Raw genomic sequence first — 24423 nt, forward strand, 5'->3', positions numbered from 1 at the left:
TGCGCGCCGTGCCACGAGGGACCGAGGGGCGCTGACACCGACCGTCGCCGGTCCTGGTGTCGGGGCGTGCGAAGTCGACCCGGTGACCCGGGTCGCCATCAGAAGTGTACGGGACCCACGGGGCGCCGGGTGACGCCGCTGTCCACAATCGGTGGGTTGTCCACAGGTTCCGGCCGTCGTCGGCGGGGTTGCGGGACGGTGGGCGCATGGTTCGGACGCGTGCGATGCGATGGACGGCCGCCGACTTCCGGCGGGGACCGCTGCCCGGGTGGGCGGCGGCACGGGTGGCCTCGACGGTGCTGGTGGCGCTGGTGGCACTCGTGCCCTCGGCGGCACCGGTGGGCTCGGGGGGACGGACGGCGTGGACGGCATGGACGGCGTCGACGGCCCGGGCCGACGGCGACCGCGCCGTGCCGGTCGATTCCGGCCCGGATCCCGGTCCAGGGCCCGGTTCAGGGCCCGGTTCAGGGGAAGGGGATCCGCCGGTCCCGGCCGTGGGCCGGGTGTGGCCGGTGGGGGTACGTCCCGAGGTGCTGCGCGGTTGGGATCCTCCGGCGACGGTCTACGGGCCCGGACACCGCGGCGTGGACCTGGGCGCGTCGCCGGGCGCTCCGGTCCGGGCGGTGGCGGCCGGGCGGGTGTTCTTCGCGGGCCCGGTGGCCGGCCGAGGCGTGGTGTCGGTCGAGTTGGCGGGCACGGGCGAGCCACCACTGCGGACGACGTACGAGCCGGTGAGGGCGTCGGTGAAGCAGGGCGACGAGGTGGCCGCCGGCGCGGTCGTCGGCACCGTGGAGGCGACGGGCCGGCACTGCGAAGGCCCGTGTGTCCACTGGGGCCTGCTGCGCGGCAGAACCTACCTGAACCCGCTTCTCCTGCTCCCGCCGTGGCTCCTGAACGGCCCTACGAGACTGCTGCCGGTGCTGGGGGTGCCGCAGCCCCGGTGATCCGACCGGCGTGCCTCCTGACTCCCGTCGCGTCCCGGGCCCGCCACTGTGCGCGGCCGGGGAGACCGGGTGCTCAGGGGCCCGCAGCCGGCGTCAGCCGCACACGCCGCGCAGCGCCATTCCCACCGCGGCCTCGGCGATGACCGCCGGATCCTCCGCGGCCCCCAGCTCGATCCGCCGCACCGCGGCGTCCACGACGCCCTGGAGCAGCATCGCCGCCAGCCGCGGCTGCTCGTGTCCCAGCTCCCCCAGCGCCTCCACGATCATGGCGACGAGCCCGCCGTGGGCGGCCCGGATCTTCTCCCGGGCACCCGCGTCCAGCTCACTCGCCGAGATCGCCACGACGGCCCGGTGGCGCCGGTCCCCGACCAGCTCCAGCTGCTTGCGCACATACGCCTCGACCTTGGCGGCGGGCCCGTCGGCGCAGGCCATCGCGGCCGCGACCTCCGCGGTCCACACCGGGAAGTCGACCTCGCACAGCTCCTCGACCACGGCAGCCCGTGACCGGAAGTACTCGTACACCGACGACCGCGCGAGCCCCGTCCGCTCGGCCAGGGCCGGGAAGGTCAGCGCCTCCGTTCCCCCCTCGGACAGCAGGGTCCGCGCCGCGTCCAACAGGGCGGCGCGCTGCATCGACCGGTGCTCGGCCACGGAGGCCGCTCGAATCCTTGGCACGTCAACCACTTTACGGATGTGCCACCCGCACCGGGAGGGAGTCCGCCTCGGTCAGCGCCCGAAGCTCGCCAGTTTCGCCCGCAGCTGGAGCACCGATTTGGTGTGGATCTGGCTGACCCGGCTCTCGGTCACACCGAGCACATTGCCGATCTCGGCGAGCGTGAGGCCCTCGTAGTAGTAGAGCATCACGACGGTCTTCTCCCGCTCGGGCAGCGTGTTGATCGCCCGGGCCAGGAACGTGCGCAGCTCCCGGTCCTCGGCGACCTCCACCGGGTTGTCGGCGGCGGTGTCCTCCAGCGTGTCCATGAGGCTCAGCCGGTCCCCGCCCTCACCGCCGACATGCAGCAGCTCCTCCAGCGCCACCACGTTGGCCAGCGACAACTGACTGAAGACGGCATGCAGTTCGTCGACCGCGATGCCCATCTCGGCGGCCACCTCGACCTCCGTCGGCGTGCGCCGCAGCCGGGCCTCCAGGGTCGCGTACGCCCGCTCCACGTTCCGCGCCTTCTGCCGCACGGAGCGGGGGATCCAGTCCAGTGCCCGCAGCTCGTCGATCATCGCGCCCCTGATCCGCGTGATCGCGTAGGTCTCGAACTTGATCTCCCGTTCGATGTCGAACTTCTCGATCGCGTCGATGAGGCCGAAGACCCCGGAGGAGACGAAGTCGGCCTGCTCCACGTTGGGCGGCAGGCCGACGCTCACCCGTCCCGCCACGTACTTCACCAGCGGCGAGTAGTGCAGGATCAGCTGCTCCCGCAGCCGGTCGTCCCCCGTCGCCTTGTACGACCGCCACAGCTCGTCGAGCGTCGTGGGAGCGGACGGCCGCACGCTGCCACCGTCACGGGCGGCTGGGGGGAGCGCCGCCCGGTCGGGCTCGGAGGTGTGCTGGGACATGCGTCGCCTTGCGTCGTTCTGTCGCGGAATGCGGACTTCTGGGTGAGCTGTCGTTCTCGGTCGCTTCTGTGAGGTTGGAACCACGTGAGCGTAGCGTGACTGAAGTGTCGCGGTGCGCGAACGGCGGGGCGCGAAGCGTGCGCAGATTCGTTCCGCGGTGCGCCCCACCGGGTCACACACGTCACCCTCGGTGACCGCCACCGCGCCCAACTGCGGGAATCCCCACCGGCGTAGGGCCTCCCTCGGACGGCCGAACACGCTCGGTCAGCACCGCTCGTGGCCCTCCCGGGCCGAGATCAGCGCCTGGCGTGTCAACTTCCATCCCTCGCCATGTCGTTCGACGTAACCCAGCGATCGGAGTTCGTACAGTTTCGCGATCGCGTCGTCCGCGGTCGTCCGGGCGCTGCGGGCGATCTCGTCGGGCGTCGCCGCGCCGCGCGCCGGCAGCGCGGCCAGAACCTGGCGGGCGTCCGGTTCCAGCAGGTCGCGCGGGAGTACGGGACCACGCCGGTCCGGGGCGAGTTCACCCATGTCGCCGACCAGTTCGACGACTTCCGCGGGGTCGGAGACCAGCACCGCCCCGCCGCGCAGGAGATCGTGGACACCGGCGGAGAGCGCGCTGGTGGCCGGGCCGGGCACCCCCATGGTGTGCCGTCCCAGGCGCTGCGCCGCCCGCGCGGTGACCAGCGATCCGCTGCGGTGGGCGGCCTCGACCACCACGGTGCCCCGGGTGAGCGCCGCGATCACTCTGTTGCGGACGACGAACCGGCTCGGCGTCGGATGGTCACCAGGCGGCAGCTCGCCGACCACCAGACCCTGCTGCGCGATCCTGGTGATCAGCTCGGTGTGCCCGCGCGGATAGGGCCGGTCGACGCCGCAGGCCAGGACGGCGACGGTGGCGCCGCTCGCGGCGAGCGCGCCCCGGTGCGCGGCGCCGTCGACTCCGTAGGCGCCGCCGGAGACCACGACCCAGCCGCGCTCGGCGAGGCCGGCGCCGAGGGCCGCGGCCATGTGGGCGCCGTACTGGGTGCAGGCGCGGGCGCCGACGACCGCGACCGAGCGCAGCGCCCATATCCGCAGGCTGGGCCGGCCGCGCACCCACAGTCCCGTGGGCCGTGTGTCGCCGAGGTCGTCGAGCTGGGTGGGCCACTCGGTGTCCCCGGGACGTACGAACCGCACACCGGCCTCCCGCCCCGCGGCGAGGTCCCGTGCGGGCTCGGCCCGCGCCGCCCGGGCGCACAGCCCCGCCCACCGCTTGTCCGACACCCCGGCGAGCCGTGGGGCGCCGTCGCGCAGCCGCCGGGCCACCTCCACGGCCCCGCACTCCCGCAGCCACCGCCCGCCGGCTTCGTCCCCGGGCTCGAGGACCCGGCTGAGGAAGACCCGGGCGAGCAGTTCGCGGTCGGGAGCCCGGGTGGTGTTCACGCCGAGGCCCCGATGGCCATGGGCACGCCCCGGGGCACTCCGGTGCGCAGTTGCAGCGCCAGGGCGACGTCCGACGCGTCGGGCCGGTCGTGGCCGGCGAGGTCCGCGACCGTCCAGGCGACCCGCAGGACACGGTCGAGGCCGCGCGCGGTGAGGACGCCCCGCTCCAGGCCGCGCTCGGCCTCGTCCATCGCGCCGGCCTCCGCGTGCCAGCGGCTGCGCAGCTCACGGCCGGGCACCTCGCTGTTGGTCCGCCACGGGGTGCCCGCGAGCCGGGCCGCCGCGCGTTCCCTGGCGGCCCGCACCCGGTCGGCCACCGGCGCCGTGGCCTCGCCCCGGGCGTCGCGCCGGGTGAGTTCGGCGCGGGTGACCGGGTCGACCTCGACCCGCAGGTCGACCCGGTCGAGGAGCGGCCCGGACAACCTGGCCTGGTAGCGGCGGACCACCGAGGGCGGGCACTCGCACAGGGTCTCCCGCAGCGAGAACCGGCCGCAGGGGCACGGGTTGGCCGCGAGCACCATCAGGAACCTCGCCGGGAACCGCACCACCCCGGCGCTGCGCGCGATCACCACGTGGCCCGCCTCCAGCGGCTGGCGCAGGGCGTCGAGGGCATGGCTGCTGAACTCGGGGGTCTCGTCCAGAAAGAGCACGCCCCGATGAGCGAGCGACACCGCTCCGGGCCTGGCGACGCCCGGGCCGCCGCCGACGAGGGCCTGCATGGTGGCCGAGTGGTGCGGGGCGCAGTAGGGGGCGAGGTCGATCAGCGGTCTGCCCGGCGGCAGGAGTCCGGCCACCGAGTGGATCGCCGTGACCTCCAGGGACTCCTCCCTGGCGAGGCGGGGCAGGAGCGCGGGCAGCCGCTCGGCCAGCATGGTCTTGCCCGCGCCCGGCGGCCCCTCGAGGAACAGGTGGTGCGCCCCGGCCGCGGCGACCTCCACCGCCGTACGGGCCGAGAGCTGGCCGACGATGTCGGCGAGGTCGTGTCCCAGGTCCTGCTGGGCGGCGCCCACGCTGTGCATTCCGGCGGCCGCGCCCGTGCCGGGCAGGCGCAGGCCGGCCAGCAGCGGGTCCGGTCGTCCCTGCTCGTCCGGGTCCTCGTCGGGCACCGGTTCGTCGGTCAGCACCGCGATCAGCTGCCGCAGGCTGCGCACGCCGAGGACGGAGACCCCGGGCACCAGTGAGGCCTCGGCGGCGGCGCACTCGGGCACGACCACCTGTTCGTACCCGGCGTCGGCGGCGGCCAGCACCGCCGGCAGGATGCCCCTGACCGGACGCACCCGCCCGTCGAGGCCGAGCTCCCCGATCATCACGATGTCGGCGAGCACCTTGGGGTCGATCCGCTCGGCGGCGCCGAGCACCGCACAGGCCACGGCCAGGTCGAAACCGCTGCCGGCCTTGGGCACCGAGGCCGGGCTGAGCCCGACCGTGAGCTTCTTCTGCGGCCACTCGCCGCCGGAGTTGACCACCGCCGCCCGCACCCGGTCCCGGCTTTCGGTCAGGCTCTTGTCCGGCAGACCTACCAGGGTGAAGGCGGCGACACCCGGTTCGAGGTCGGCCTGGACCTCGACGACCACGCCCTCGACGCCGACGAGGGTCACGGAGCAGGTCCGCGCGAAGCCCATCAGGCTGCCCCCCGCACGTGCTCGACCACGGGGGCGCCGCGCCGGGGCAGCAGGACGCCGACCAGGTCGATACGGACGCCTCCGGGCGGTGCCCCTCCATGGGACTGGATCCAGCGTTCGGCGAGGCCGCGCAGCCGCTCGGCCTTCTCCGCTGTGACCGCGGCCATCGGATGCTCGAAGGTCCCCTCCCGGCGGGTCTTCACCTCACAGACGACCAGGACGTCGCCGTCCCGGGCCACGATGTCGATCTCGCCGGTCCTGCCGCAGCGCCAGTTGCGCTCCAGGACCGTCATGCCGGTCCTGGTCAGTCGCCGGGCCGCCAGGCCCTCTCCGTACCTGCCGAGCGCGCTTCGTGCGTTCATGTCGGCACCACCTCCGGTGCCCACGGTCACGCATCCGGCCCCACGGAGTGGATCTTGGTGCGCTACTCACCGGTTGTGGACAACGCTGTCACTCACACGGGTGATATCGACCGGGGGCGGGTGGCAGGTGGCGGATGGCGGATGGCGGGTTCCGACGGCGCCCCTCACCCGCTCGGCAGCTCCAGATCGCTCTTGTTCAGCTCCTCAATGTTCACGTCCTTGAACGTGAGGACGCGTACCTGCTTCACGAACCGGGCCGGCCGGTACATGTCCCACACCCAGGCGTCAGCCATCGACACCTCGAAGAACACCTCACCCTGCACCGAGTGCACCTGCATCTCGTAGTCGTTGGTGAGGTAGAAGCGCCGCTCGGTCTCGATCACGTATTTGAACAGACCGACGACATCGCGGTACTCCCGGTAGAGCTTCAGCTCCATCTCGGTCTCGTACTTCTCGAGGTCCTCGGCGCTCATGGCATGTTCCCCTTCAGCCGTGCGATCCCACCATTGTGCGCCAGTCCCACGAGGCCCTAGACGATTTCGGTGTCGAGGGTCACGGGGCCGGCCGGGGGACCTTCGTCGAGCAGCGTGCGCAGCAGCTCGGCGAGTCTGGTCGGATACACCGTCTCATGTGCCCGGATCAGTTCCTGACACGTCCACCAGCGCGCTCCGGCGACGCTGCGCCGCTCCAGCTCGGTCAGGCCCGTGGCCTCGACCGCGGTCCGGTCCGTACGAGCCAGGTAGTACCACTCGTCCTGGTTCCAGCGTCGGCCCGCGAAGGGGAACGAGCACGTGCGGCGCCACAGCACCGGGCCGAGTTCGACCTCGGTGATGCCGGTCTCCTCGGCGAGTTCCCGCAGGGCGGCCTCCTCGCGCGTCTCGGCGCCCTCCAGGCCGCCGCCCGGGGTGAACCACCAGTCGTCGGCCGGGTCGTCCGGCTCGTGGCCGTGCAGCAGGAGGATGCGGTCCTCGGGGTCGAGCAGGACCACCCGCGCGACCCTGCGCAGTCCGCCGCGGTGACCGTCCGTGTCCTCGGCGTCCTCGACGTCCTCGACGTCCTCGACGTCCTCGACGCCCTCAACGCCCTCGGCGTCCTCAGCGAGCACCGGCCGGTTCCCTCCGGGTACGGGCGCGGGAGCCGCCCAGCCGCGCCGCGATCGGGCCGTAGGCGCCCCCGGCGAGGACCAGAACGGCACCCGCCACGATCATCGTGACGATCGTGCGCAGCGGGCCCGGCTGGGAGAGGGTGCCGAGCGCCTCGAAGCCGGTGGGACGCTCCAGCAGGCCCTTCATGGGCCAGACGACGGCGTCGACCCTGGCGTCCACGGCGTCGGTCGAGACGGTGCCCGTGGCCGCGTCCGTGAGGTGGGCGGTGGAGTCCAGGGAGCCCTGGCGCTCGTCGCCGAGCAGGAACAGCCGGCCCTGGGGCACCTTCACGGTCGGGATGCCGCCGGACTCGGCGACGGCGCCCTTCAGGTACGGCTCGTCGACCTGCTTGCCGTTGACGGTCAGCCTGCCGTTCTCGCAGCAGGAGACGGTGTCGCCGCCGACGGCGACCACGCGCTTGATCACGGCGGAGTTCTGGACCCAGTTCTCGTCGCGGAACACGACCACGTCGCCGCGGTGCACCTGCCCGCCGTCGACCCGCTGGGCCAGCACGCGGTCGCCGATGCCGATCGTCGGCATCATCGAACTGGTGGGCACGGTGTACGGGCGGTAGATCACCGCGGCCCACGCGAACCCCGCCAGGAAGAGCACCAGCCCCACGGCCACGGCGAGCCCGGACAGCCGCTGCCCGGCCTTGCCGCCCGCCGGATCCCTGCCTGTGCCGCCGCCGCGCGGGGCCGTGCGTGTCGTGCTCTCGCCACCCATGGATCCGCACCCTACCGGGCGGTACCACAACGGGGCAGCCCCTCCTCCCCGCCCAACGCCGCACGCGCTGCACGAGAACGTGGCGGCAGTGGACGGGTGTCACGGCGACGGACGGGCGTCACGGCGACGAACGGTGCGGGCGGTTGCCCCCGCACCGCCGCACCCCCAGGCTCAGCGGCTCCCCGTGGCCGTCGTCGGAGTGCCGGTACCTGCCGCGTCCTTCGCCGCTCGCCTGCGCCGCCACACCGCCACCGGCACGACCGCGGTCAGGGCCACGCCCTGGGGGGCCACCGTCAGGGCGCCCGCCGCCGAGGACTGCTCGTTGATGCCCTGCTGGTCGAAGGTGTCCGGGACGGGCAGCGTGCCCCAGCGGTTGATCGGCCAGGCCTTGACGATGGCACGGCCGACGACGTCCTTGACCGGGACCATGCCGTGGTTCTTGTCGCTCTGGTTGTAGCGCGAGTCCCGGGAGTTCTGCCGGTGGTCGCCCATGACCCAGATGTAGCCCTGGGGCACGTGCACCGTGAACTGGCCGCCCTGGTCGTCGACGCTGCACGGTGTGTTGCCCGGGTAGACGTACGACTGCTCGTCCAGCGCCTTGCCGTTGACCATCAGCGGGCCGGTGTTCCTGCACTCGACGGTGTCGCCGCCGACGCCGACGACGCGCTTGATGAGGTCCTTCTCCTCCGCGGACGGCATCAGGCCGATCCAGCTGAGCACCTTCTGCAGTGCGTTGGGGGTGGCCGCCGGCTCGCCCGCCAGCCAGTCGTCCGGGTCGTGGAAGACGACGACCTCGCCGCGCTCGGGCTCGGAACCGAACCACGGGGTCAGCTTGTCGACCAGGACGCGGTCGCCCCGCTGAAGGGTGTCCTGCATCGAGTCCGAGGGAATCGAGAACGCCTGTACGAGGAAGGTCTTGATCAGCAGCGCCAGCACCAGCGCGATACCGATCAGGATGGGCAGCTCCTTCCAGAAGGAGCGGGGCTTCCTCGCCTCGGGGGTGCTGCCCCCGCTCCCCTGGTCACCGCTGTGGTCGTGCTCCGTCACCGTGCCGTCCTCGGCTGCTTCGCTCTCACTCCCGGAGGCCACGGCGCTGCGCGCAGCGGGGTCCGCCGCTCCCTCGGGGTGTCCGCGGTGCTCCTCGCCGTCGTGTCCGGACCGTGCGCCAACCGCCACATCCCCCACGCCAACTCCTCACTCCGTGCCGCCGCCTGCCCCGTGCGCGGCGCAGGCCCACCACTCCCATAACGAGCGGGAGTTCCGCAGGGCTCGGGAGTCGAATCGATCCGTTCGGATCGTCTGGGGCAACCCTATGCGACAGCCGGGGAGCGGCGGTCGACCCGACGGCCGCGTCGGGCACCGAAGAGAAGGTTTTCGGTTCCTTGAGCATGGTCCAGTGGCCGACGGGCCAGCCGATGAGCATGGCCCGCCCCACCACGGAGTTCTCCGAGACGGTTCCGCCGTACGGTGTGTCCTGGTGGGCACGCGAGTCGGCGGAGTTGCCCCGGTGGTCGCCCATCACCCACAGCCGGCCCCGGGGGACGGTGATGTCGAACTGGATGTTGGAGGGGGCGTTGCCCGGATAGAGGTAGTCCCCCTCGTTCAGGGGAACGCCGTTGACGGTCACCCTGCCCTGGGTGTCGCAGCACTTGACGTGGTCCCCGCCGACGCCGACGACCCGCTTGATGAGGTCCTTCTCGTCGTCGGAGGGCAGCAGGCCGATGAAGGTGAGGCCCTGCTTGACCTGCTTGACGCCGATGGGGTCGTCCTTGCGGGCGGTCTGCTCGCCGGCCAGCCAGCCGCCCGGGTCGTGGAAGACGACGACGTCCCCGCGCTGCGGCTTGGCGCCGAACCACGGGGTGAACTTGTCGACCAGGACCCGGTCGCCGATCCGGATCGTCTGCTCCATGGAGCCCGACGGGATCACGAAGGCCTGCACGAGGAAGGTCTTCAGGACCAGGGCTATGAGCACGGCGACGCCGACGAGGAGCGGTATCTCCCGGAACGCCGAGCGCCTGCGCTTGCGCCTGACCTTGCGCTGCAGTTGGCGCCGCTCCGCGCGGGTGCGGCCACCGGCCGGGCCCGCGGCGCGCCGGGCCCCGGTGGGCAGGAGGTTGTCGGCGGCGTTGGCGGAGACGCCGCGCGGTCTGCCGCGGCTACCCATGGGTGCCACCCGCAGGTCCGGCGGCGGGCACGCGCGCGTAGGCGTCCGGGCGGTGCAGACCGGTCCGGTGGCCGAAGGGCCAGACGATCCAGTCGGCCCGGCCGATCACCTTGCCGACCGGGATCATGCCGCCGCCCGGCGAGCCCAGATGGTCGCGGGAGTCGCTGGAGTCCCCGCGGTGGTCGCCGAGGACGAACAGGGTCCCCTCGGGCACGACGACGTCGAAGGGCACGGCGGACGGGCTGTCACCGGGAAAGAGGAACGTCGACTCGTCGACCGATCGGCCGTTCACCTGGATCCTGCCCTCCTTGTCACAGCAGACCACATGGTCTCCGCCTACACCCACAACGCGTTTGATGTAGTCGCCGTGCCCGAAGTACTCCGTGCCGTCGAACACAATGACATCGCCGCGCCGCGGCACGGCTCCGAAACGGTACGCCACCTTGTTCACGGCGACGCGGTCCCCGATCCTCAACCCCGGCTCCATGGATCCGCTCGGAATCTCGAAGGGCTGCACCACGAAGGTGTTGAGGAGCAGCAGGAAGACCAGGCAGCTCAGCGCGGTCAGGGTGATCCTCCCGCCGGGAAGCCACTCGGTGATCCGCGACATCAACGCGAAACGCGACCGTTCCTCCGGCCCCGGCGTCCCCGGGATCTCTCCGGGTTCGTCGTCACAAGGGCGGGAGGAGCGGTCGCGCTCCGTGTGCTGTGCTTCGGTGTCCATCGGGGCGGAATATTATCCGGCCCCGCCATGGACTCCGTCAGGCGCTCAGCTCTCGCGCTTCTCCTTGATCTTCGCGGCCTTGCCGCGCAGCTCGCGCAGGTAGTACAGCTTGGCGCGGCGCACGTCACCCTTGGTGACGAGCTCGATCTTCTCGACGATCGGGGTGTGCACCGGGAAGGTGCGCTCGACGCCGACGGAGAAGGAGACCTTGCGGACCGTGAAGGTCTCGCGCACGCCGGAGCCCTGGCGACGGATCACCACGCCCTTGAACTGCTGGACACGGGAGCGGTTGCCCTCGATGACGCGGACGTGCACGTTGACGGTGTCACCCGGGCGGAAGGCCGGAAGGTCCTCGCGCAGCGACGCGGCGTCGACGGAGTCGAGCAGGTGAGACATTTCGTCTGCTTTCTTCGTTGATGCCACAGGTCATCAACGGGAACTTGAGGTTCGGGATCGGTGCTGCGCGGATCGGGACGGGCGTCGTGTCCCCCTGTGGCAGGGGCGCACGCCGGACCGGCACACAACAGCGGTCTATTGTTCCACGCCGTCGGTCCTGCGCCAAAATCGGCCGTGCGCCTCCCCCCCGGGGTCCGGCGACCAGCCCAGGATGGACAGCATCTCCCGGTCCTTCTTGTCGAAGGCCTTCGGATCGCAGCGCGCGATGAGGTCGGGCCGGTGGGCCGTCGTACGCCGCAGGGCCTCGTCGCGCCGCCAGCGGGCGATCTTCCCGTGGTGGCCGCTGAGCAGCACCTCCGGGATGCCGTGGCCGCGCCACTCGGGCGGCTTGGTGTAGACCGGGCCCTCCAGCAGGTTGGCCATCGTGCCGGGCGCGAAGGAGTCGTCGCGGTGCGACTCGGCGTTGCCCAGGACGCCCGGCAGCAGGCGCGCCACGGCCTCGGTGACGACCAGCACGGCCGCCTCGCCGCCGGCCAGGACGTAGTCGCCGATGGAGACCTCGTAGACGGGTATCCGGGTGGCGTACTCGTCCATCACCCGGCGGTCGATGCCCTCGTAGCGGGCCGGTGTGAAGATCAGCCAGGGGCGCTCGGAGAGCTCCACGGCGAGTTCCTGGGTGAAGGGGCGGCCGCTGGGCGTCGGGACGATGAGCGCGGGCGCGTGGGAGCCGGTCTCGTAGCCGTCGGCGAGGACGGTGTCCAGGGCGTCGCCCCAGGGCTCGGTCTTCATGACCATGCCGGGGCCGCCGCCGTAGGGGGTGTCGTCGACGGTGTGATGGCGGTCGTACGTCCAGCCGCGCAGGTCGTGGACGTGCACGTTCAGCTGCCCGCGCGCGCGTGCCTTGCCGACGAGGGAGACGTTCAGGGGTTCCAGGTACTCGGGGAAGATCGTGACGACGTCGAGCCGCATCAGGACTCTTCCTCCGCGGACGCACCGGGGGACGTACGGGACGAGGCGCCGGGTGCGTCGGTGGCCTCGTCCCGGTCGAGGACGGACCGGTCGTCGATGAGGCCCGGCGGCGGGGCGACGACCGCGCGCTGCTCCTCCAGGTCCACCTCGGTGACGATCTCCCCGACGAACGGGATCATCACCTCGGTGCCGTCCGGACGCTCGACGATCAGGAGGTCCTGGGAGGGCAGGTGGGAGACCTCGGTGATCCGGCCGACCTCCGTGCCGTCCTCGGTGACGACGTCGAGGTCGATCAGCTGGTGGTCGTAGTACTCGTCCTCGTCCTCGGGAAGCTCCTCCGGATCGATCTCGGCGATCAGGAGGATGTTGCGCAGGGCCTCGGCGGCGGTGCGGTCGCGCACGCCCTCGAAGCGCAGCAGGAGGCGACCGCTGTGGACGCGGCCCGTCTCGATGGTCAGCGGGCCGGCGGACGCCGGGTCGGTGGCCAGGACGGCGCCGGGGGCGAGGCGCAGTTCGGGCTCGTCGGTACGTACCTCCACGGTGACCTCGCCCTTGATGCCGTGGGCGCGGCCGATCCGTGCGACTACCAGCTGCACGTGGAAGATCTCCTGTCGGAACGTCTGAACGCGAGCCGCCGGGCGGCTCATACGACTACGGGCCGGGGACGGCCCAGCGGCCCTCCCCGGCCCGAGCCGGATGCGAAAAGCGTCAGCGGACGTGGTCCACGTCGACGAGGTCGACACGGACACCGCGGCCGCCGATGGCGCCCACGACGGTGCGCAGGGCGCGTGCGGTGCGACCATTGCGGCCGATCACCTTGCCGAGGTCGTCCGGGTGGACCCGGACCTCGAGCACGCGTCCGCGGCGCAGATCGCGCGAGGCGACCTGCACATCGTCAGGGTTGTCGACGATGCCCTTCACGAGGTGCTCAAGCGCCTCTTCGAGCATGCTGCTCAGGCCTCGGTCGACTCAGTCGAAGAAGACTCGGCGGCGGCCTCGTCCTTCTTCTCAGCCTTCTTCTTCTGGGTGATGGCGTCACCCTTGTTCTCGTCGTCACCGCCGAGGGCCTCGAACGACGGGCGCGTGGCCTTCTCGGCCGGCTGGAGCAGCGGCGCAGGGGCGGGCTCGCCCTTGAACTTCTGCCAGTCGCCGGTCTTCTTCAGGATGGCGAGCACGGGCTCGGTCGGCTGGGCGCCGACGGAGAGCCAGTACGCCACACGCTCGGCGTTGACCTCGATGCGCGAGGGGTTCTGCACCGGGTGGTACAGACCGATCTCCTCGATGGCCCGGCCGTCACGGCGGGTACGGGAGTCGGCGACGACGATGCGGTAGTGAGGCGAACGGATCTTGCCCAGACGCTTCAGCTTGATCTTGACTGCCACGGGAGTGGGTTCTCCTGGATTTGACGTGGTTGGGCACGGCTGGGACGCCGCGTGGGGTTGCGGTACCCGAGTGCCCGACGGACGCGTCAGCCGGAGGAGAGAGGGGTCCTGTGCGGCTGTCGAGTACAGCTAGCCATTGTGCCACACCCGGCGGGCCCCCTTCCGCGAAGGGTGCGGGGCCACCCCCGCGGCACGGCGGAGCGGCACCCGGCGCTCCGGGTGCCGTGGAGCGCGGGCGTCCGCCCGCACCGGCGGGGGCGCCGCCGGTGCGGCGGCGCCCCGCGCACCGTCCCGCTGCTCGTCCGGCACCCACGAGATACCGGGACGCAGCCGGCCGGTCAGCCGGTCGCCGCGCCCACCGGCTCCGGGATCCTGAACGGCTTTCCGCAGCCGCCGCACATGATCGGAGCCTGGGCCAGGACCGAGGGGACGACCCGCACATTGCGACCGCAGTCGCAGACCGCCTTGACCCTGACCCCGCCGCCGGAGGAGCCGTGCCGGGCGGCCGGTCCGCGGAAGGTACGGCCGGTGTCGGCGGAGGTGGCGGCCGAGTGCGCCTTCAGCGCCCGCTGGAGGCGCTCGATCGTCGGACGGTAGCGCCGCTTCGCCTCGGCACTGAGCGTGACCAGCGAGAAGCCGCTGCTCGGGTGCGGCTCCTCGGGGTGGTCCAGGCCCAGCTCCTCGGAGATCGCGAGGAACCTGCGGTTGTGGTAGCGGCCGGCACGGGACGTGTCGCGTACGCCGCGCGCGGCGGCGACGCCATGGACTGCCTCGTGAAGCAGTCGCTCGAAGGAGAGTTCGTGTCCGCACGCGGACGAGGACTCCCCGATCAGGGACTCAGGCGCGGCAAGATCTGGCAGCTCGGGGTGGTACCGCTGAATGTCGGCCCACGCCTGTGCCAGCTCTGCGGCGAGAACAGGTGGTGTCGTGCTCACGTAATGACAACGAGCCGGAGTGCCACTGTGTTCCTATTCCGGGGCATCCCAAATAATTTGCACGTACCCGTCAGTCGTCACTGATGCGTCCTGACGAGGGCGGGTGCGCTGATCTGCGGAGAAGCCGCACAGCTCCCCCCAAGGTGGTGCGCAAAGGGAGTACGCGCCGGCGCGTACGCCCCTCGCGCACGCGGGGGGTGGCGGGATCACGCCACGCGCAAGAGGCGTTTCGGCCGCTTCCCGGCCGGGGACCCTCTGCCCCGTCAATGCCCGCGAGGTTACCCGGTGCGCCCGCGCCGTCCGGCACCGGCCCGCAGGGCAAGCCGACTTCCGGCCACGTCGATCCGGGGCCCAGGTTGCCGGGACGTGAAATCACGGCCCGCACCGCCCCAGGACACAAGCAGGGTCCCGCGACCCCTGGACGCGAAGGAGGGCTCGGAGTTACCTGGCATACGGGGGAAGTGGGAGCGCAACGGCGGCACGGGGGGCCACGGAACCGGGCACAGCGGCAGCACTCGGCGGATTGGGGCGCCCATCCATGACACCTGCGCTCGTGCGGCAGCACGTACGGCACACGTCACCAGAGCCCGGCGCGGAGTCCCGCGCACGCGCGCGTGACTGGTCCGAGATCCAGGAGCGGATGCTGGTCCCGCTCCACGAGGCCGTCTACACGCGACTGGACGTGGGCTCCGGCACCCGGCTGCTGGCCCTGGGCTGCGGCTCCGGGCTCGCCCTGCTCCTGGCCGCGGCCAGGGGCGCGGCCGTCACCGGTGTCGACTCCTCCCACCCCGAGCGGCTCGCCCTCGCCCGGCAGCGGCTGCTGCCCACGCCGTGGGACACACACACGCGTGCGGCCGCCCGGATCGTCGACGGATCACCGCGGGACGCGGCCGGCCCCGGCAGCCCGGCGTACACCCTGGTGACCGCCTTCGAGCCGATCGGCTGCCTCGCGGGCGACTCGGAGGGGCTGACCGGCCTGCTCGCCGCCGCGACCCCGCTCGCCGAGCGCGGGACGCCCGTGGTCCTGGCCGGCTGGGGGCCTCCGGAACGCTGTGCGACCTCGTCCGTGCTGCGGGTGGCGACCAGGCTCGCCGATCCCCTGCGCAGCGCTGGCAGCTGGCGCCCCGCCCTGCGCGACGACCTGGAGGAGGTGGCCCAGCGGGCCGGGCTGCGGCCGGACGGCTCCGGCCGCGTCGCCTGCCCGTTCGGGTACGCCGACCTCGACAGCGCGGTACGCGGACTGCTCTCCACGGGGCTGTTCGACGCGGCCGTCGCCGCCACCGACCGGAACCAGGTCGACAAGGAACTCACCGAAGCCCTGCACGCGCACCAGCGGCCGGACGGCACCGTTTGGATGCCCAACGTGTTCCGGTACCTGATCGCACGGACGCCCTGAACCTCACGGACGCCCTGGTCGCGGACACCCGATCAGGGACGACGCCCTGAACCCCACCGGGCGAGCCTCACCGGACGCCGCCGTCGGCCTCCGCCTCCTTCCGCAGCCGGGCGATCCCCGCGACCCGGTAGGCGTCGGCCTCCTCCAGCGTCTCGTTCTCCAGCAGCGCCAGCGCCAGCGCGTCCAGTTGCGCCCGGTGGTCGCGCAGCTTGCGGCACGCCTCCTCGTAGCACTCGTCGACGATCCGCCGCATCTCGCTGTCGATGGCGTCCAGGGTCTGCGGGGCGGCGGCGAGCCCGTAGGCCTGCTGGGCGTCGTCCGGCAGGGCGGAGAGGCGGCCCAGATGCTCGCTCATGCCCCAGCGGGCCACCATCCCGCGCGCGATGCCGGTGACCTGTTCGAGATCGTGCTCGGAGCCGGTCGTGACGACCCCGTAGACGACGTGTTCCGCCGCCATGCCGCCCAGCGCGCCGATGATGCGGCCCCGCAGGTACTCCTCGGTGTACGCGTACTTGTCGGACTCCGGCGTCGACAGCGTCACCCCGAGCGCCCTCCCGCGCGGGACGATGGTGATCTTGCGTACGGGGTCGGCACCGGGCTGGAGCATGCCCAGCAGGGCGTGCCCGCTCTCGTGGTACGCGGTGCGCCTGCGCTCCTCCTCGGGCATCACCAGCGCACGTTCGGCACCGAGCTGGACCTTCTCCAGAGCCTCCGAGAAGTCGGTCTGCGTCACCTGCTCCTGCCGCCGCTTGACCGCGAGCAGGGCGGCCTCGTTGGCGAGGTTGGCCAGCTCCGCCCCGGTCATGCCCGGAGTCGTACGGGCCACCCGGGCGAGGTCCACGCCCGGGGCGAGCGGGATCTGGCGGGTGTGGATCCGCAGGATCGCCTCGCGGCCGCCCCGGTCCGGCGGCGAGACGCTCACCACCCGGTCGAAGCGGCCGGGACGGGTCAGCGCGGGATCCAGCACATCGGCGCGGTTGGTGGCGGCGAGCACGACCACGCCCTCCGAGCCGGAGAACCCGTCCATCTCCGTCAGGATCTGGTTCAGCGTCTGCTCGCGCTCGTCGTGCCCGCCCACCGAGGCGCCGCCGCCCCGGGCCCGGCCGATGGTGTCGATCTCGTCGATGAACACGATCGACGGCGCCATCTTGCGGGCCTCGGCGAACAGCTCGCGCACCCGGGAGGCGCCCACACCCACGATCATCTCGATGAACTCGGACGCCGACGCCGAGAAGAACGGCACCCCCGCCTCACCGGCCACGGCCCGCGCGAGCAATGTCTTGCCCGTGCCCGGCGGCCCCGTGAGCAGCACTCCGCGCGGCATCTTCGCGCCCATCCGGCGATAGGCGTCCGGATGCTCCAGGAAGTCGACGACGTCGTCCAGCTCGCCCTTGACCTCGTCGATGCCCGCCACGTCCGCGAAGGTGGTGCGCTGCGTGCCCGGCTGGAGTTCGACCGGCCTGGGCGGCGTCTTGCGGCCGAGCAGTCCGCCCGGCCCGCCCAGACCCGAGCCGATCCGCCGCGCGAAGAAGATCCACAGCGCCACCAGCACCACGATCGGCGCCAGCGAGAGCAGCAGATTGGACAGCAGTCCGCGCTCCTGCACGACCGGCTGCGCGGTCACCGTGACATGGTGGCTGCTCAGGCTCTGCCAGAGCCTGTCGTCCGCGAAGGCCGGGCGCTGGGTCTTGAACTTGGTGTACTTCCCCCCGCCCTCGGGATTGGCCTGGGGGTTCTTCAACCGGCCCTGGATCGCGTCGCCCTTGGAGTAGATCGTGCCGACGTTGCCCGCGTCGAGCTGCCTGCTGAACTCGGTGTACGAGATCGCCGGCTCGTTGCCCCGGTTGTAGTAGCTCAGCCCGCCGTAGGCCAGCAGGAAGACGATCACCGCGGTGACGAGCAGCCCCCACCACCTGCCGCGTGGCCGTCCACCACCGGACCGCCTGGGCGGCTCGTCCGGCGTGCCCTCGGTACGCCACGGCTGGTCAGAGCCGTTGCGCGACGGCGCGGCATCGCTCATATCTGGACGTTACGGCACATGGCGTAACCCGGCACGCGCTGAGGGCGCCCCTCCGCGGAAGGGCGCCCTCGGCGTCGTCCGGACGCCGTACGGGTGACAGGTGCGTACCGTACGGCGTTCGGGGTGGGCGTCAGCCCATGAACTTCTTGAACTCGTCCGGAAGCTCGAAGTCCTGGCCGCCCTGCTGCGGCAGCCCGAGGGCGCCGCCGGCCTGAGCGGCGGCGCGGCGGGCCGCATCCTCCTGCTCCTGCTGCTTGCGCTTCATCGGGTTGCCGGAGCGCTGCTTGCCCTTGGCCTTCTTCGGCTGCTTCTTGGTCCGGCCGGGGCCGCCGCCCATGCCCGGGATCCCCGGCATGCCGGGCATCCCGCCGCCCTGGGCCATGCGGGACATCATCTTCCTGGCCTCGAAAAAGCGTTCGACCAAGTTCTTGACGGCGCTCACCTCGACACCGGAACCACTGGCGATACGGGCGCGGCGCGAGCCGTTGATGATCGTCGGGTCCTGGCGCTCGCCCGGGGTCATCGACTTGATGATCGCGGCCGTACGGTCGACGTCCCGCTCGTCGATGTTGTTGATCTGGTCCTTGATCTGGCCCATGCCGGGCAGCATGCCGAGAAGCTTGGAGATCGACCCCATCTTCCTGACCTGCTCCATCTGGGCCAGGAAGTCGTCCAGGGTGAAGTCCTGGCCCTTCTTGGACGCCAGCTTGGAGGCCATCTTCTCGGCCTCTTCCTGGCTGAACGTCTTCTCCGCCTGCTCGATCAGGGTGAGCAGGTCACCCATGTCGAGGATGCGGGAGGCCATCCGGTCCGGGTGGAAGGCGTCGAAGTCGTCGAGCTTCTCACCGTTGGACGCGAACATGATCGGCTTGCCGGTGATCTGCCGGATCGACAGGGCCGCGCCACCGCGGGCGTCACCGTCGAGCTTGGACAGCACCACGCCGTCGAAGCCGACGCCGTCGCGGAAGGCCTCGGCGGTGTTGACGGCGTCCTGACCGATCATCGCGTCGACGACGAACAGGATCTCGTCGGGGCTGACGACATCCCTGATGTCCGCCGCCTGCCGCATCATGTCCTGATCGATGCCGAGGCGGCCGGCGGTGTCCACGATCACGATGTCGTGGACCTGGGTCCGCGCGTACTCGATGGAGTCCTTGGCGACCTTGACCGGGTCGCCCACGCCGTTGCCCGGCTCGGGCGCGTACACGGCGACGCCGGCGCGCTCGGCGACGACGCTGAGCTGGTTGACGGCGTTCGGGCGCTGGAGATCGCAGGCGACGAGCAGCGGGGAGTGGCCCTGCTCCTTGAGCCACATGCCGAGCTTGCCCGCGAGGGTGGTCTTACCGGCACCCTGGAGACCGGCGAGCATGATCACGGTGGGGGGCTGCTTGGCGAAGCGCAGGCGGCGGGTCTCGCCGCCCAGGATCGTGACCAGCTCGTCGTTGACGATCTTGAGGACCTGCTGGGCGGGGTTCAGCGCCTTGGAGACCTCGGCCCCGAGAGCGCGCTCCTTGACGTTCTTGATGAACGAACGGACGACGGGGAGGGCGACGTCGGCCTCGAGCAGCGCGATGCGGATCTCGCGCGCCGTGGCGTCGATGTCCGCTTCGCTCAGCCTGCCTTTTCCGCGGAGGTTTTTGAAGGTCGCGCTGAGGCGGTCGGAGAGAGTATCGAACACGGCGGCGTCGGTCCTCGGATCGGGGTCGGCAGTCTGAGCGCCTTCCAGGGTATCCGGCCCGGCAAGGAAATCCTCCCCGCCCGCTGATTGCGGCGGACGGGGACGCGGTCACGCCCGTGGCCACTCCTCCGGCTCGCGGGCCGCCGAAGCCGCCTCGTCGGCCGGGAGTGGCGTGCCGGGAGGCCGCACGTCCGCACCACCGGCGGCTCCTGTCCTCGCGTCGTTCAGAGCGCGTCCGGGCCGCGCTCACCGGTGCGGACCCGGACCGCCGTCTCGACCGGCAGGGACCAGACCTTTCCGTCGCCGATCTTGCCTGTGCGGGCGGCGTTGACGATGACCTCGATCAGCTGCTCGGCTTCGTCGTCCTCGGCGAGCACCTCGATGCGCACCTTGGGCACCAGGTCGACGGTGTACTCGGCTCCGCGGTAGACCTCGGTGTGGCCGCGCTGACGTCCGTGGCCGCTCGCCTCGGTGACGGTGAGGCCGCTGACCCCGAACGACTGGAGGGCCTCCTTGATCTCGTCGAGCCGGTGGGGCTTGACCACGGCGGTGATGAGCTTCACGCGTCCACCTTCCCACTCCGCGTGGCGGCCCTCCTGATCTGCGCGGCGGCCAGGGCCGGGGCCGCGACGGCGACGGGAACTCCGCCGCCCGCGCCGGTCAGGTCGTACGCGGTCTCGGCGTGCTCGGCCTGGTCGATGCCGGAGATCTCCTCGTCCTCGGTGACCCGCATGCCGATGGTCCGGTCCAGGAGGAGGGCGAGGACCGCGGAGGCGATCAGGGAGTAGGCGAGGACGGCGAGGACACCGGCGCACTGCTTCCAGAACTGCTCCATGCCGCCGCCGTAGAACAGGCCCCGGACGGCGGACTGGCCCCTGCCGCTGGCGAAGAAGCCGATCAGCAGGGAGCCGACGACTCCGCCGACCAGGTGGACGCCGACCACGTCGAGGGAGTCGTCGTAGCCGAACCGGTACTTCAGGCCGACCGCCATGGCGCACAGGACACCGGCGACGGCACCCACGGCCATCGCACCGAGGGGCGAGACGGCACCGCCGGACGGGGTGATCGCGACCAGGCCGGCGACCGCGCCGGAGGCCGCGCCGAGGGTGGTGAACGCGCCGTGCCGGATCTTCTCGTAGGCGAGCCAGGCGAGCATGGCGGTGCCGGTGGCGACCTGGGTGTTGACGAACATCAGCGGGCCGACACCGTCGTCGTTGCCGAGCCAGGAGCCGGCGTTGAAGCCGAACCAGCCGAACCACAGCAGGCCCGCGCCGAGCATGACCAGCGGGAGGCTGTGGGGGCGCATCGGGTCCTTCTTGAAGCCCCTGCGCCTGCCGACGACCAGGATCACGCCGAGTGCCGCCGCGCCGGCGTTGATGTGGACGGCGGTGCCGCCCGCGAAGTCGATCACGCCGAGTTCACCGGCCCAGCCGCCGGGGCCCCAGACCCAGTGGGCGATCGGGAAGTACACGACGGTGACCCACAGCACCAGGAACAGCGTCCAGGCGCCGAACTTGACCCGGTCGGCCAGGGCTCCGCTGATCAGGGCCGGGGTGATGATCGCGAACATCAGCTGGAAGACGGCGAAGACGAAGACCGGGATGGTGTGTCCGGGCCACAGCTCGGTCTTGCCGATGCCGCTGAAGCCGATGAAGCCGGGGGTCCAGCCGACGAGCGAGCCCCGGTCGGCGCCGAAGGCCGTCGAGAAGCCGTAGAGCACCCACAGGACGGTGACGACGCCGAGGCTGATGAAGCTCATCATCAGCATGTTCAGCGCGCTCTTGACCCGGACCATGCCTCCGTAGAAGAAGGCCAGACCGGGGGTCATCAGCATCACCAGGGCGGAACAGATGAGCATGAAGCCGGTGTTGGCGGACGACAGTTTGGGCGCGTCCGCCGCCAGCAGGATGGCGGCTTGTGCCATCGGCGTCTCCTCGTCGGTCGGTACGGCCCCGTGCGGGCGGCCGGGCGAAGCCGTGCGTGGCCCGGTCGGCGAGGCGTTGGCCGGCCGACCGTGCCACGAGACTGACGTGGCGCGGTTTCGGTGGCCGCCTTCTGTCGTTTCGCCGGGGTGACGAAGAGGTCTGCTGTGTTACGTGCCGGTGAAGGGCGTGCTGACGTGCCCGTGCGTCGCGGACGGGAAACAGGCCGGCCGCGGGCGGCCTTCCGATGACCAGGCATGGGGGAGCCGAGTCGGGCAGTTCGGGAGGGCCGGCCGCGGCCGGGGTCGGGGAGGCGCCGTCAGACGGCCTCGGCGGTCTCGGCGGTCTCGGGGAGTTCGGCGGCGAACTGTTCGGTCAGGTCGATGACGTCCGCGAGGTCGCCGTAGCCGCGGACGGTGTTGTCGACGGTCTTGCGGATGCGGGTGTTCACGCGCTCGGAGCGGACCTTCTTGGCCACCCTCATGGCCTGCCGCGCGTACTCGGTGCTCTGCTCGGGCTCGCGCTGGAGCAGGTGGACCGTCGCCATGCCGATGAGGTTCAGGGCGTACGACCGCTGGTGTTCGCGGTCCTCGGCGAACTTGTCCACCGCCTTCCGCATCAGCGGTTCCGCCAGCGAGGCGTAGGTGGGACTGCGGCCGGCGACATAGGCGAGGTCGCGGAAGGAGTGGGAGTTCTCGCCGTACAGCTCGGCCTCGGAGAAGAAGCGGATCCAGTCGGGGTCGGGCTCGTCCCAGTCCTCGGCGTCGGCGAAGACGTCCTCGGCCATGCGCACGGCGCGCTTGCACTTGCCGGGCTGGCCCATGTTGGCGTAGGCACGGGCCTCCAGCGCGTACAGCATGGACTGGGTGCGCGGGCTCGCGCAGTCGCGGCTGCCGTACTGCGCGAGGTGGATGAGCTCCAGGGCGTCCTCGGGGCGGCCGAGGTGGATCATCTGGCGGCTCATGCTGGACAGGACATAGGAACCGAGCGGCTTGTCGCCGGCTTCCTTGGCTGCGTGCAGGGCGAGGACGAAGTACTTCTGGGCGGTGGGCTGGAGTCCCACGTCGTAGCTCATCCAGCCGGCCAGCTCGGCGAGTTCCGCGGCGACCTTGAACAGCCGGCGGCCGGTGGCTTCCGGCTGGGACTCCTGGAGGAGGTCCGTCACCTCGTGCAACTGGCCGACGACGGCCTTGCGGCGCAGGCCGCCGCCGCACTGGGCGTCCCACTGCCGGAACATCACGGTGGTGGTCTCCAGCAGCTCCAGCTCGGGCCGGGACAGCCGGCCGGGGCGGCGGGAGGCGGTTTGCGGCTCGGGCTCCTCGGCGGGGGCCGGGGGCACGGGCACGAGCCAGCGCTGGAGCGGCTCGATGAGGGACGGGCCCGCGGACAACGTCAGCGAGGTTCCGAGGAAGCCGCGCCGCGCCAGCATCAGGTCGCTGCGCGAGAACTCGCTGAGCAGGGCCACGGTCTGCGGGCCCGTCCAGGGCAGGTCGACACCGGTGGCGGAGGGGGTCGGGCGCGCGGTGCGCAGGCCGAGGTCCTCCACGGCGACGACGCAGCCGAAGCGCTCGGAGAAGAGCTCCGAGAGGATTCTGGGAATCGGCTCGCGCGGGTTCTCGCCGTCCAGCCACCGCCTGACGCGCGAGGTGTCGGTGGAGATGTGGTTGGCGCCCAGCTGGCGGGCGCGGCGGTTGACCTGGCGGGCGAGCTCGCCCTTGGACCAGCCGCTGCGTGCGAACCACGAGGCGAGCAGCTCGTTCGGGCGCTTGTCCGCGCTCGCAGCGCCCGTGCCGCTTTCGCCGTTGCCGCTCACTGGAACGCCCCCATTCCTGAGACCACTTGTCCTGAGACCACTTGTCGCTTGGTGGGCCAAGCCCTATCAGAATGCCGGTCAACAAGGCCGTTCGTCCGCCGATTCTCACCCTTCGAACCGACTGCCGACTTGCCTGCGGCATACCCACACGTGCATGTGCCCCCAGGCCTCGCACACTCACAGTAATCCTACGATCACCCGCTCAACCACAGGGATCGCTGAAACGCCACCATTCGCCACCCCTTCGAATGAACCCTTGATGGTCCGCGCGCGATTCACTTGACATAGGACAGGCGCGGTCGAGTGGAGCGGTGCACGCGAGGGCGCACGCCGCCGGACGCACCACCCGCGGGGCTGCGGCACGCCGTAAGGACCCCGCACGACCAGGGTGGAGCGGACACAGAGAGTGACGATCGGCATCCGCCTCGTAACCATCGGGGCGGTGGACCCGTTGGAGGGGGCATGGGCTTCACGATCGGCGGGATGCGCGAGATCCGCTCCGGCACGCGGCGACGCGGCCGGTCGTACCGCTCGTCGGAGTGCACGGCGGTGGCCGAGTACACCGGGCTGTGGGGCTGGGACGTGGTGCGGGGCGCGCGAGCCGTCGGCGGCGCCTGTTCCTGCGGGCGGACGAACTGCCCGGCTCCGGGCGCCCACCCCCTGGAGTTCGCGCCCGGGATCCCGGCCGGCGCCACGCTCGACGAGGTGACCAGGGCGTGGCGGGACCTGCCGGGGGCCGCGGTGATGCTGGCCGTCGGCCGCGTGTTCGACGCCATCGAGGTCGCCGAGCCCGCCGGGCGCCGTGCCCTGGCCCGGCTGGAGCGCATGGGCCTCCCGCTCGGCCCGGTGACCGCCACCCCGGACGGCCGAGCCCACTTCTTCGTCGCCCCCGGTGCCGCCGCCGAGCTGCCCGCCCTGCTCTACCGCCTGGGCTGGGACGATCCCGCCGCCCTCGACCTGCGCGGCCTCGGGCCCGGCACGTTCCTCACGGCCCCGCCGTCCGACCGCGGCGGCCGCGGCCCGGTCCGGTGGCTCCGCCCACCGGCCCTCGACACGGCCAAGCCGCCCCAGGCCCGCCTCCTCCTGGGCACCCTGGCCTACGTGGCCCACCGGTCACGGGCATGACGGCCTGAGGCCGTCGCGGGGCACCATCCCCGGGACCCGGGCCGCACCCGCACCCGCACCCGCCGCGAATACAGCCGCGTCGGCAGGGTCGCGCATGCCAGCACGA

The 24423-nt window shown here is 71.8% G+C and carries 25 protein-coding genes; 3 read left to right on the forward strand and 22 right to left on the reverse strand.

Annotated features, from left to right (window positions below; genetic code table 11):
* The first annotated feature begins 206 nt into the window (after positions 1-206).
* Positions 207-944, forward strand: a complete 738-nt coding sequence (locus ACIHCX_RS29255; protein WP_400034668.1) for a murein hydrolase activator EnvC family protein — start codon at positions 207-209, stop codon at positions 942-944.
* Positions 945-1037: 93 nt separating this feature from the next.
* Here the strand turns inward: ACIHCX_RS29255 and ACIHCX_RS29260 are convergent, their stop codons facing one another.
* The 17 genes from ACIHCX_RS29260 to ACIHCX_RS29340 all read right to left on the reverse strand — a co-directional run bounded on the left by ACIHCX_RS29260 (position 1038) and on the right by ACIHCX_RS29340 (position 14363).
* Complete coding sequence (locus tag ACIHCX_RS29260; RefSeq protein WP_400034849.1) at positions 1038-1595, reverse strand: TetR/AcrR family transcriptional regulator; 558 nt, start codon at positions 1593-1595, stop codon at positions 1038-1040.
* 75 nt (positions 1596-1670) lie between these two features.
* Positions 1671-2513 (reverse strand): RNA polymerase sigma factor WhiG, encoded by an 843-nt coding sequence (whiG, locus tag ACIHCX_RS29265; protein ID WP_400034670.1) that lies wholly within the window; start codon positions 2511-2513, stop codon positions 1671-1673.
* A 264-nt stretch (positions 2514-2777) separates the two neighbouring features.
* Positions 2778-3938 carry a DNA-processing protein DprA gene (gene dprA / locus ACIHCX_RS29270; RefSeq protein ID WP_400034672.1) on the reverse strand — a complete coding sequence of 387 codons (1161 nt, stop codon included), beginning with the start codon at positions 3936-3938 and terminating at the stop codon, positions 2778-2780.
* Positions 3935-5560, reverse strand: coding sequence for a YifB family Mg chelatase-like AAA ATPase (locus tag ACIHCX_RS29275; protein ID WP_400034674.1), 1626 nt, complete (start codon positions 5558-5560; stop codon positions 3935-3937). Before ACIHCX_RS29275 ends, dprA begins: the two co-directional genes overlap by 4 nt.
* The gene (locus tag ACIHCX_RS29280; RefSeq protein ID WP_400034676.1) at positions 5560-5922 is read right to left on the reverse strand and encodes a YraN family protein; all 363 of its coding nucleotides are present in this window, start codon (positions 5920-5922) and stop codon (positions 5560-5562) included. Before ACIHCX_RS29280 ends, ACIHCX_RS29275 begins: the two co-directional genes overlap by 1 nt.
* Before the next feature lie 164 nt (positions 5923-6086).
* Positions 6087-6395 (reverse strand): DUF2469 domain-containing protein, encoded by a 309-nt coding sequence (locus ACIHCX_RS29285; RefSeq protein WP_003993268.1) that lies wholly within the window; start codon positions 6393-6395, stop codon positions 6087-6089.
* 56 nt (positions 6396-6451) lie between these two features.
* Positions 6452-6928: an NUDIX hydrolase gene (locus tag ACIHCX_RS29290; protein WP_400034851.1), complete on the reverse strand. Its 477-nt coding sequence runs from the start codon at positions 6926-6928 to the stop codon at positions 6452-6454.
* 88 nt (positions 6929-7016) lie between these two features.
* Positions 7017-7793 carry a signal peptidase I gene (gene lepB, locus ACIHCX_RS29295; RefSeq protein ID WP_400034678.1) on the reverse strand — a complete coding sequence of 259 codons (777 nt, stop codon included), beginning with the start codon at positions 7791-7793 and terminating at the stop codon, positions 7017-7019.
* A 171-nt stretch (positions 7794-7964) separates the two neighbouring features.
* Complete coding sequence (gene lepB, locus ACIHCX_RS29300; protein ID WP_400034680.1) at positions 7965-8978, reverse strand: signal peptidase I; 1014 nt, start codon at positions 8976-8978, stop codon at positions 7965-7967.
* Entirely contained in the window at positions 8866-9957 is a 1092-nt protein-coding gene (gene lepB, locus ACIHCX_RS29305; RefSeq protein WP_400034682.1) for a signal peptidase I, read from the reverse strand. The genes lepB (ACIHCX_RS29300) and lepB (ACIHCX_RS29305) overlap by 113 nt, the downstream gene beginning before the upstream one ends.
* A complete protein-coding gene (gene lepB, locus ACIHCX_RS29310) occupies positions 9950-10681 on the reverse strand; it encodes a signal peptidase I (RefSeq protein WP_400034684.1) in 732 nt (243 codons plus the stop codon). The genes lepB (ACIHCX_RS29305) and lepB (ACIHCX_RS29310) overlap by 8 nt, the downstream gene beginning before the upstream one ends.
* A gap of 45 nt (positions 10682-10726) precedes the next feature.
* A complete protein-coding gene (gene rplS / locus ACIHCX_RS29315) occupies positions 10727-11077 on the reverse strand; it encodes a 50S ribosomal protein L19 (RefSeq protein ID WP_400034686.1) in 351 nt (116 codons plus the stop codon).
* A gap of 135 nt (positions 11078-11212) precedes the next feature.
* On the reverse strand, positions 11213-12046 hold the full coding sequence (gene trmD, locus ACIHCX_RS29320; RefSeq protein ID WP_400034688.1) for a tRNA (guanosine(37)-N1)-methyltransferase TrmD: 834 nt from the start codon (positions 12044-12046) through the stop codon (positions 11213-11215).
* Positions 12046-12642, reverse strand: a complete 597-nt coding sequence (gene rimM / locus ACIHCX_RS29325) for a ribosome maturation factor RimM (RefSeq protein ID WP_400034690.1) — start codon at positions 12640-12642, stop codon at positions 12046-12048. The genes trmD and rimM overlap by 1 nt, the downstream gene beginning before the upstream one ends.
* 112 nt (positions 12643-12754) lie before the next feature.
* Positions 12755-12994 (reverse strand): RNA-binding protein, encoded by a 240-nt coding sequence (locus ACIHCX_RS29330; protein WP_005479813.1) that lies wholly within the window; start codon positions 12992-12994, stop codon positions 12755-12757.
* Positions 12995-12999: 5 nt separating this feature from the next.
* Entirely contained in the window at positions 13000-13428 is a 429-nt protein-coding gene (rpsP, locus tag ACIHCX_RS29335) for a 30S ribosomal protein S16 (RefSeq protein WP_400034692.1), read from the reverse strand.
* A 338-nt stretch (positions 13429-13766) separates the two neighbouring features.
* Positions 13767-14363, reverse strand: a complete 597-nt coding sequence (locus tag ACIHCX_RS29340) for a hypothetical protein (RefSeq protein WP_400034694.1) — start codon at positions 14361-14363, stop codon at positions 13767-13769.
* A 538-nt stretch (positions 14364-14901) separates the two neighbouring features.
* On the opposite strand from ACIHCX_RS29340, the gene ACIHCX_RS29345 reads away from it, so the two are divergent.
* Positions 14902-15759, forward strand: coding sequence for an SAM-dependent methyltransferase (locus ACIHCX_RS29345; protein WP_400034696.1), 858 nt, complete (start codon positions 14902-14904; stop codon positions 15757-15759).
* 67 nt (positions 15760-15826) lie between these two features.
* Here the strand turns inward: ACIHCX_RS29345 and ftsH are convergent, their stop codons facing one another.
* The 5 genes from ftsH to ACIHCX_RS29370 form a co-directional block, all read right to left on the reverse strand.
* The gene (ftsH, locus tag ACIHCX_RS29350) at positions 15827-17779 is read right to left on the reverse strand and encodes an ATP-dependent zinc metalloprotease FtsH (RefSeq protein ID WP_400034698.1); all 1953 of its coding nucleotides are present in this window, start codon (positions 17777-17779) and stop codon (positions 15827-15829) included.
* Positions 17780-17909: 130 nt separating this feature from the next.
* The gene (ffh, locus tag ACIHCX_RS29355; protein WP_400034700.1) at positions 17910-19457 is read right to left on the reverse strand and encodes a signal recognition particle protein; all 1548 of its coding nucleotides are present in this window, start codon (positions 19455-19457) and stop codon (positions 17910-17912) included.
* Between the two features lie 224 nt (positions 19458-19681).
* Positions 19682-20020 (reverse strand): P-II family nitrogen regulator, encoded by a 339-nt coding sequence (locus ACIHCX_RS29360; protein ID WP_400034702.1) that lies wholly within the window; start codon positions 20018-20020, stop codon positions 19682-19684.
* Positions 20017-21381 (reverse strand): ammonium transporter, encoded by a 1365-nt coding sequence (locus ACIHCX_RS29365; protein WP_400034704.1) that lies wholly within the window; start codon positions 21379-21381, stop codon positions 20017-20019. Before ACIHCX_RS29365 ends, ACIHCX_RS29360 begins: the two co-directional genes overlap by 4 nt.
* 317 nt (positions 21382-21698) lie before the next feature.
* A complete protein-coding gene (locus ACIHCX_RS29370) occupies positions 21699-23192 on the reverse strand; it encodes a hypothetical protein (RefSeq protein WP_400034706.1) in 1494 nt (497 codons plus the stop codon).
* A gap of 462 nt (positions 23193-23654) precedes the next feature.
* On the opposite strand from ACIHCX_RS29370, the gene ACIHCX_RS29375 reads away from it, so the two are divergent.
* Positions 23655-24317 (forward strand): bifunctional DNA primase/polymerase, encoded by a 663-nt coding sequence (locus ACIHCX_RS29375; RefSeq protein ID WP_400034708.1) that lies wholly within the window; start codon positions 23655-23657, stop codon positions 24315-24317.
* Positions 24318-24423: the final 106 nt, after the last annotated feature.

The sequence above is a fragment of the Streptomyces sp. NPDC052043 genome, assembly GCF_044548235.1.
GTDB lineage: Bacteria > Actinomycetota > Actinomycetes > Streptomycetales > Streptomycetaceae > Streptomyces.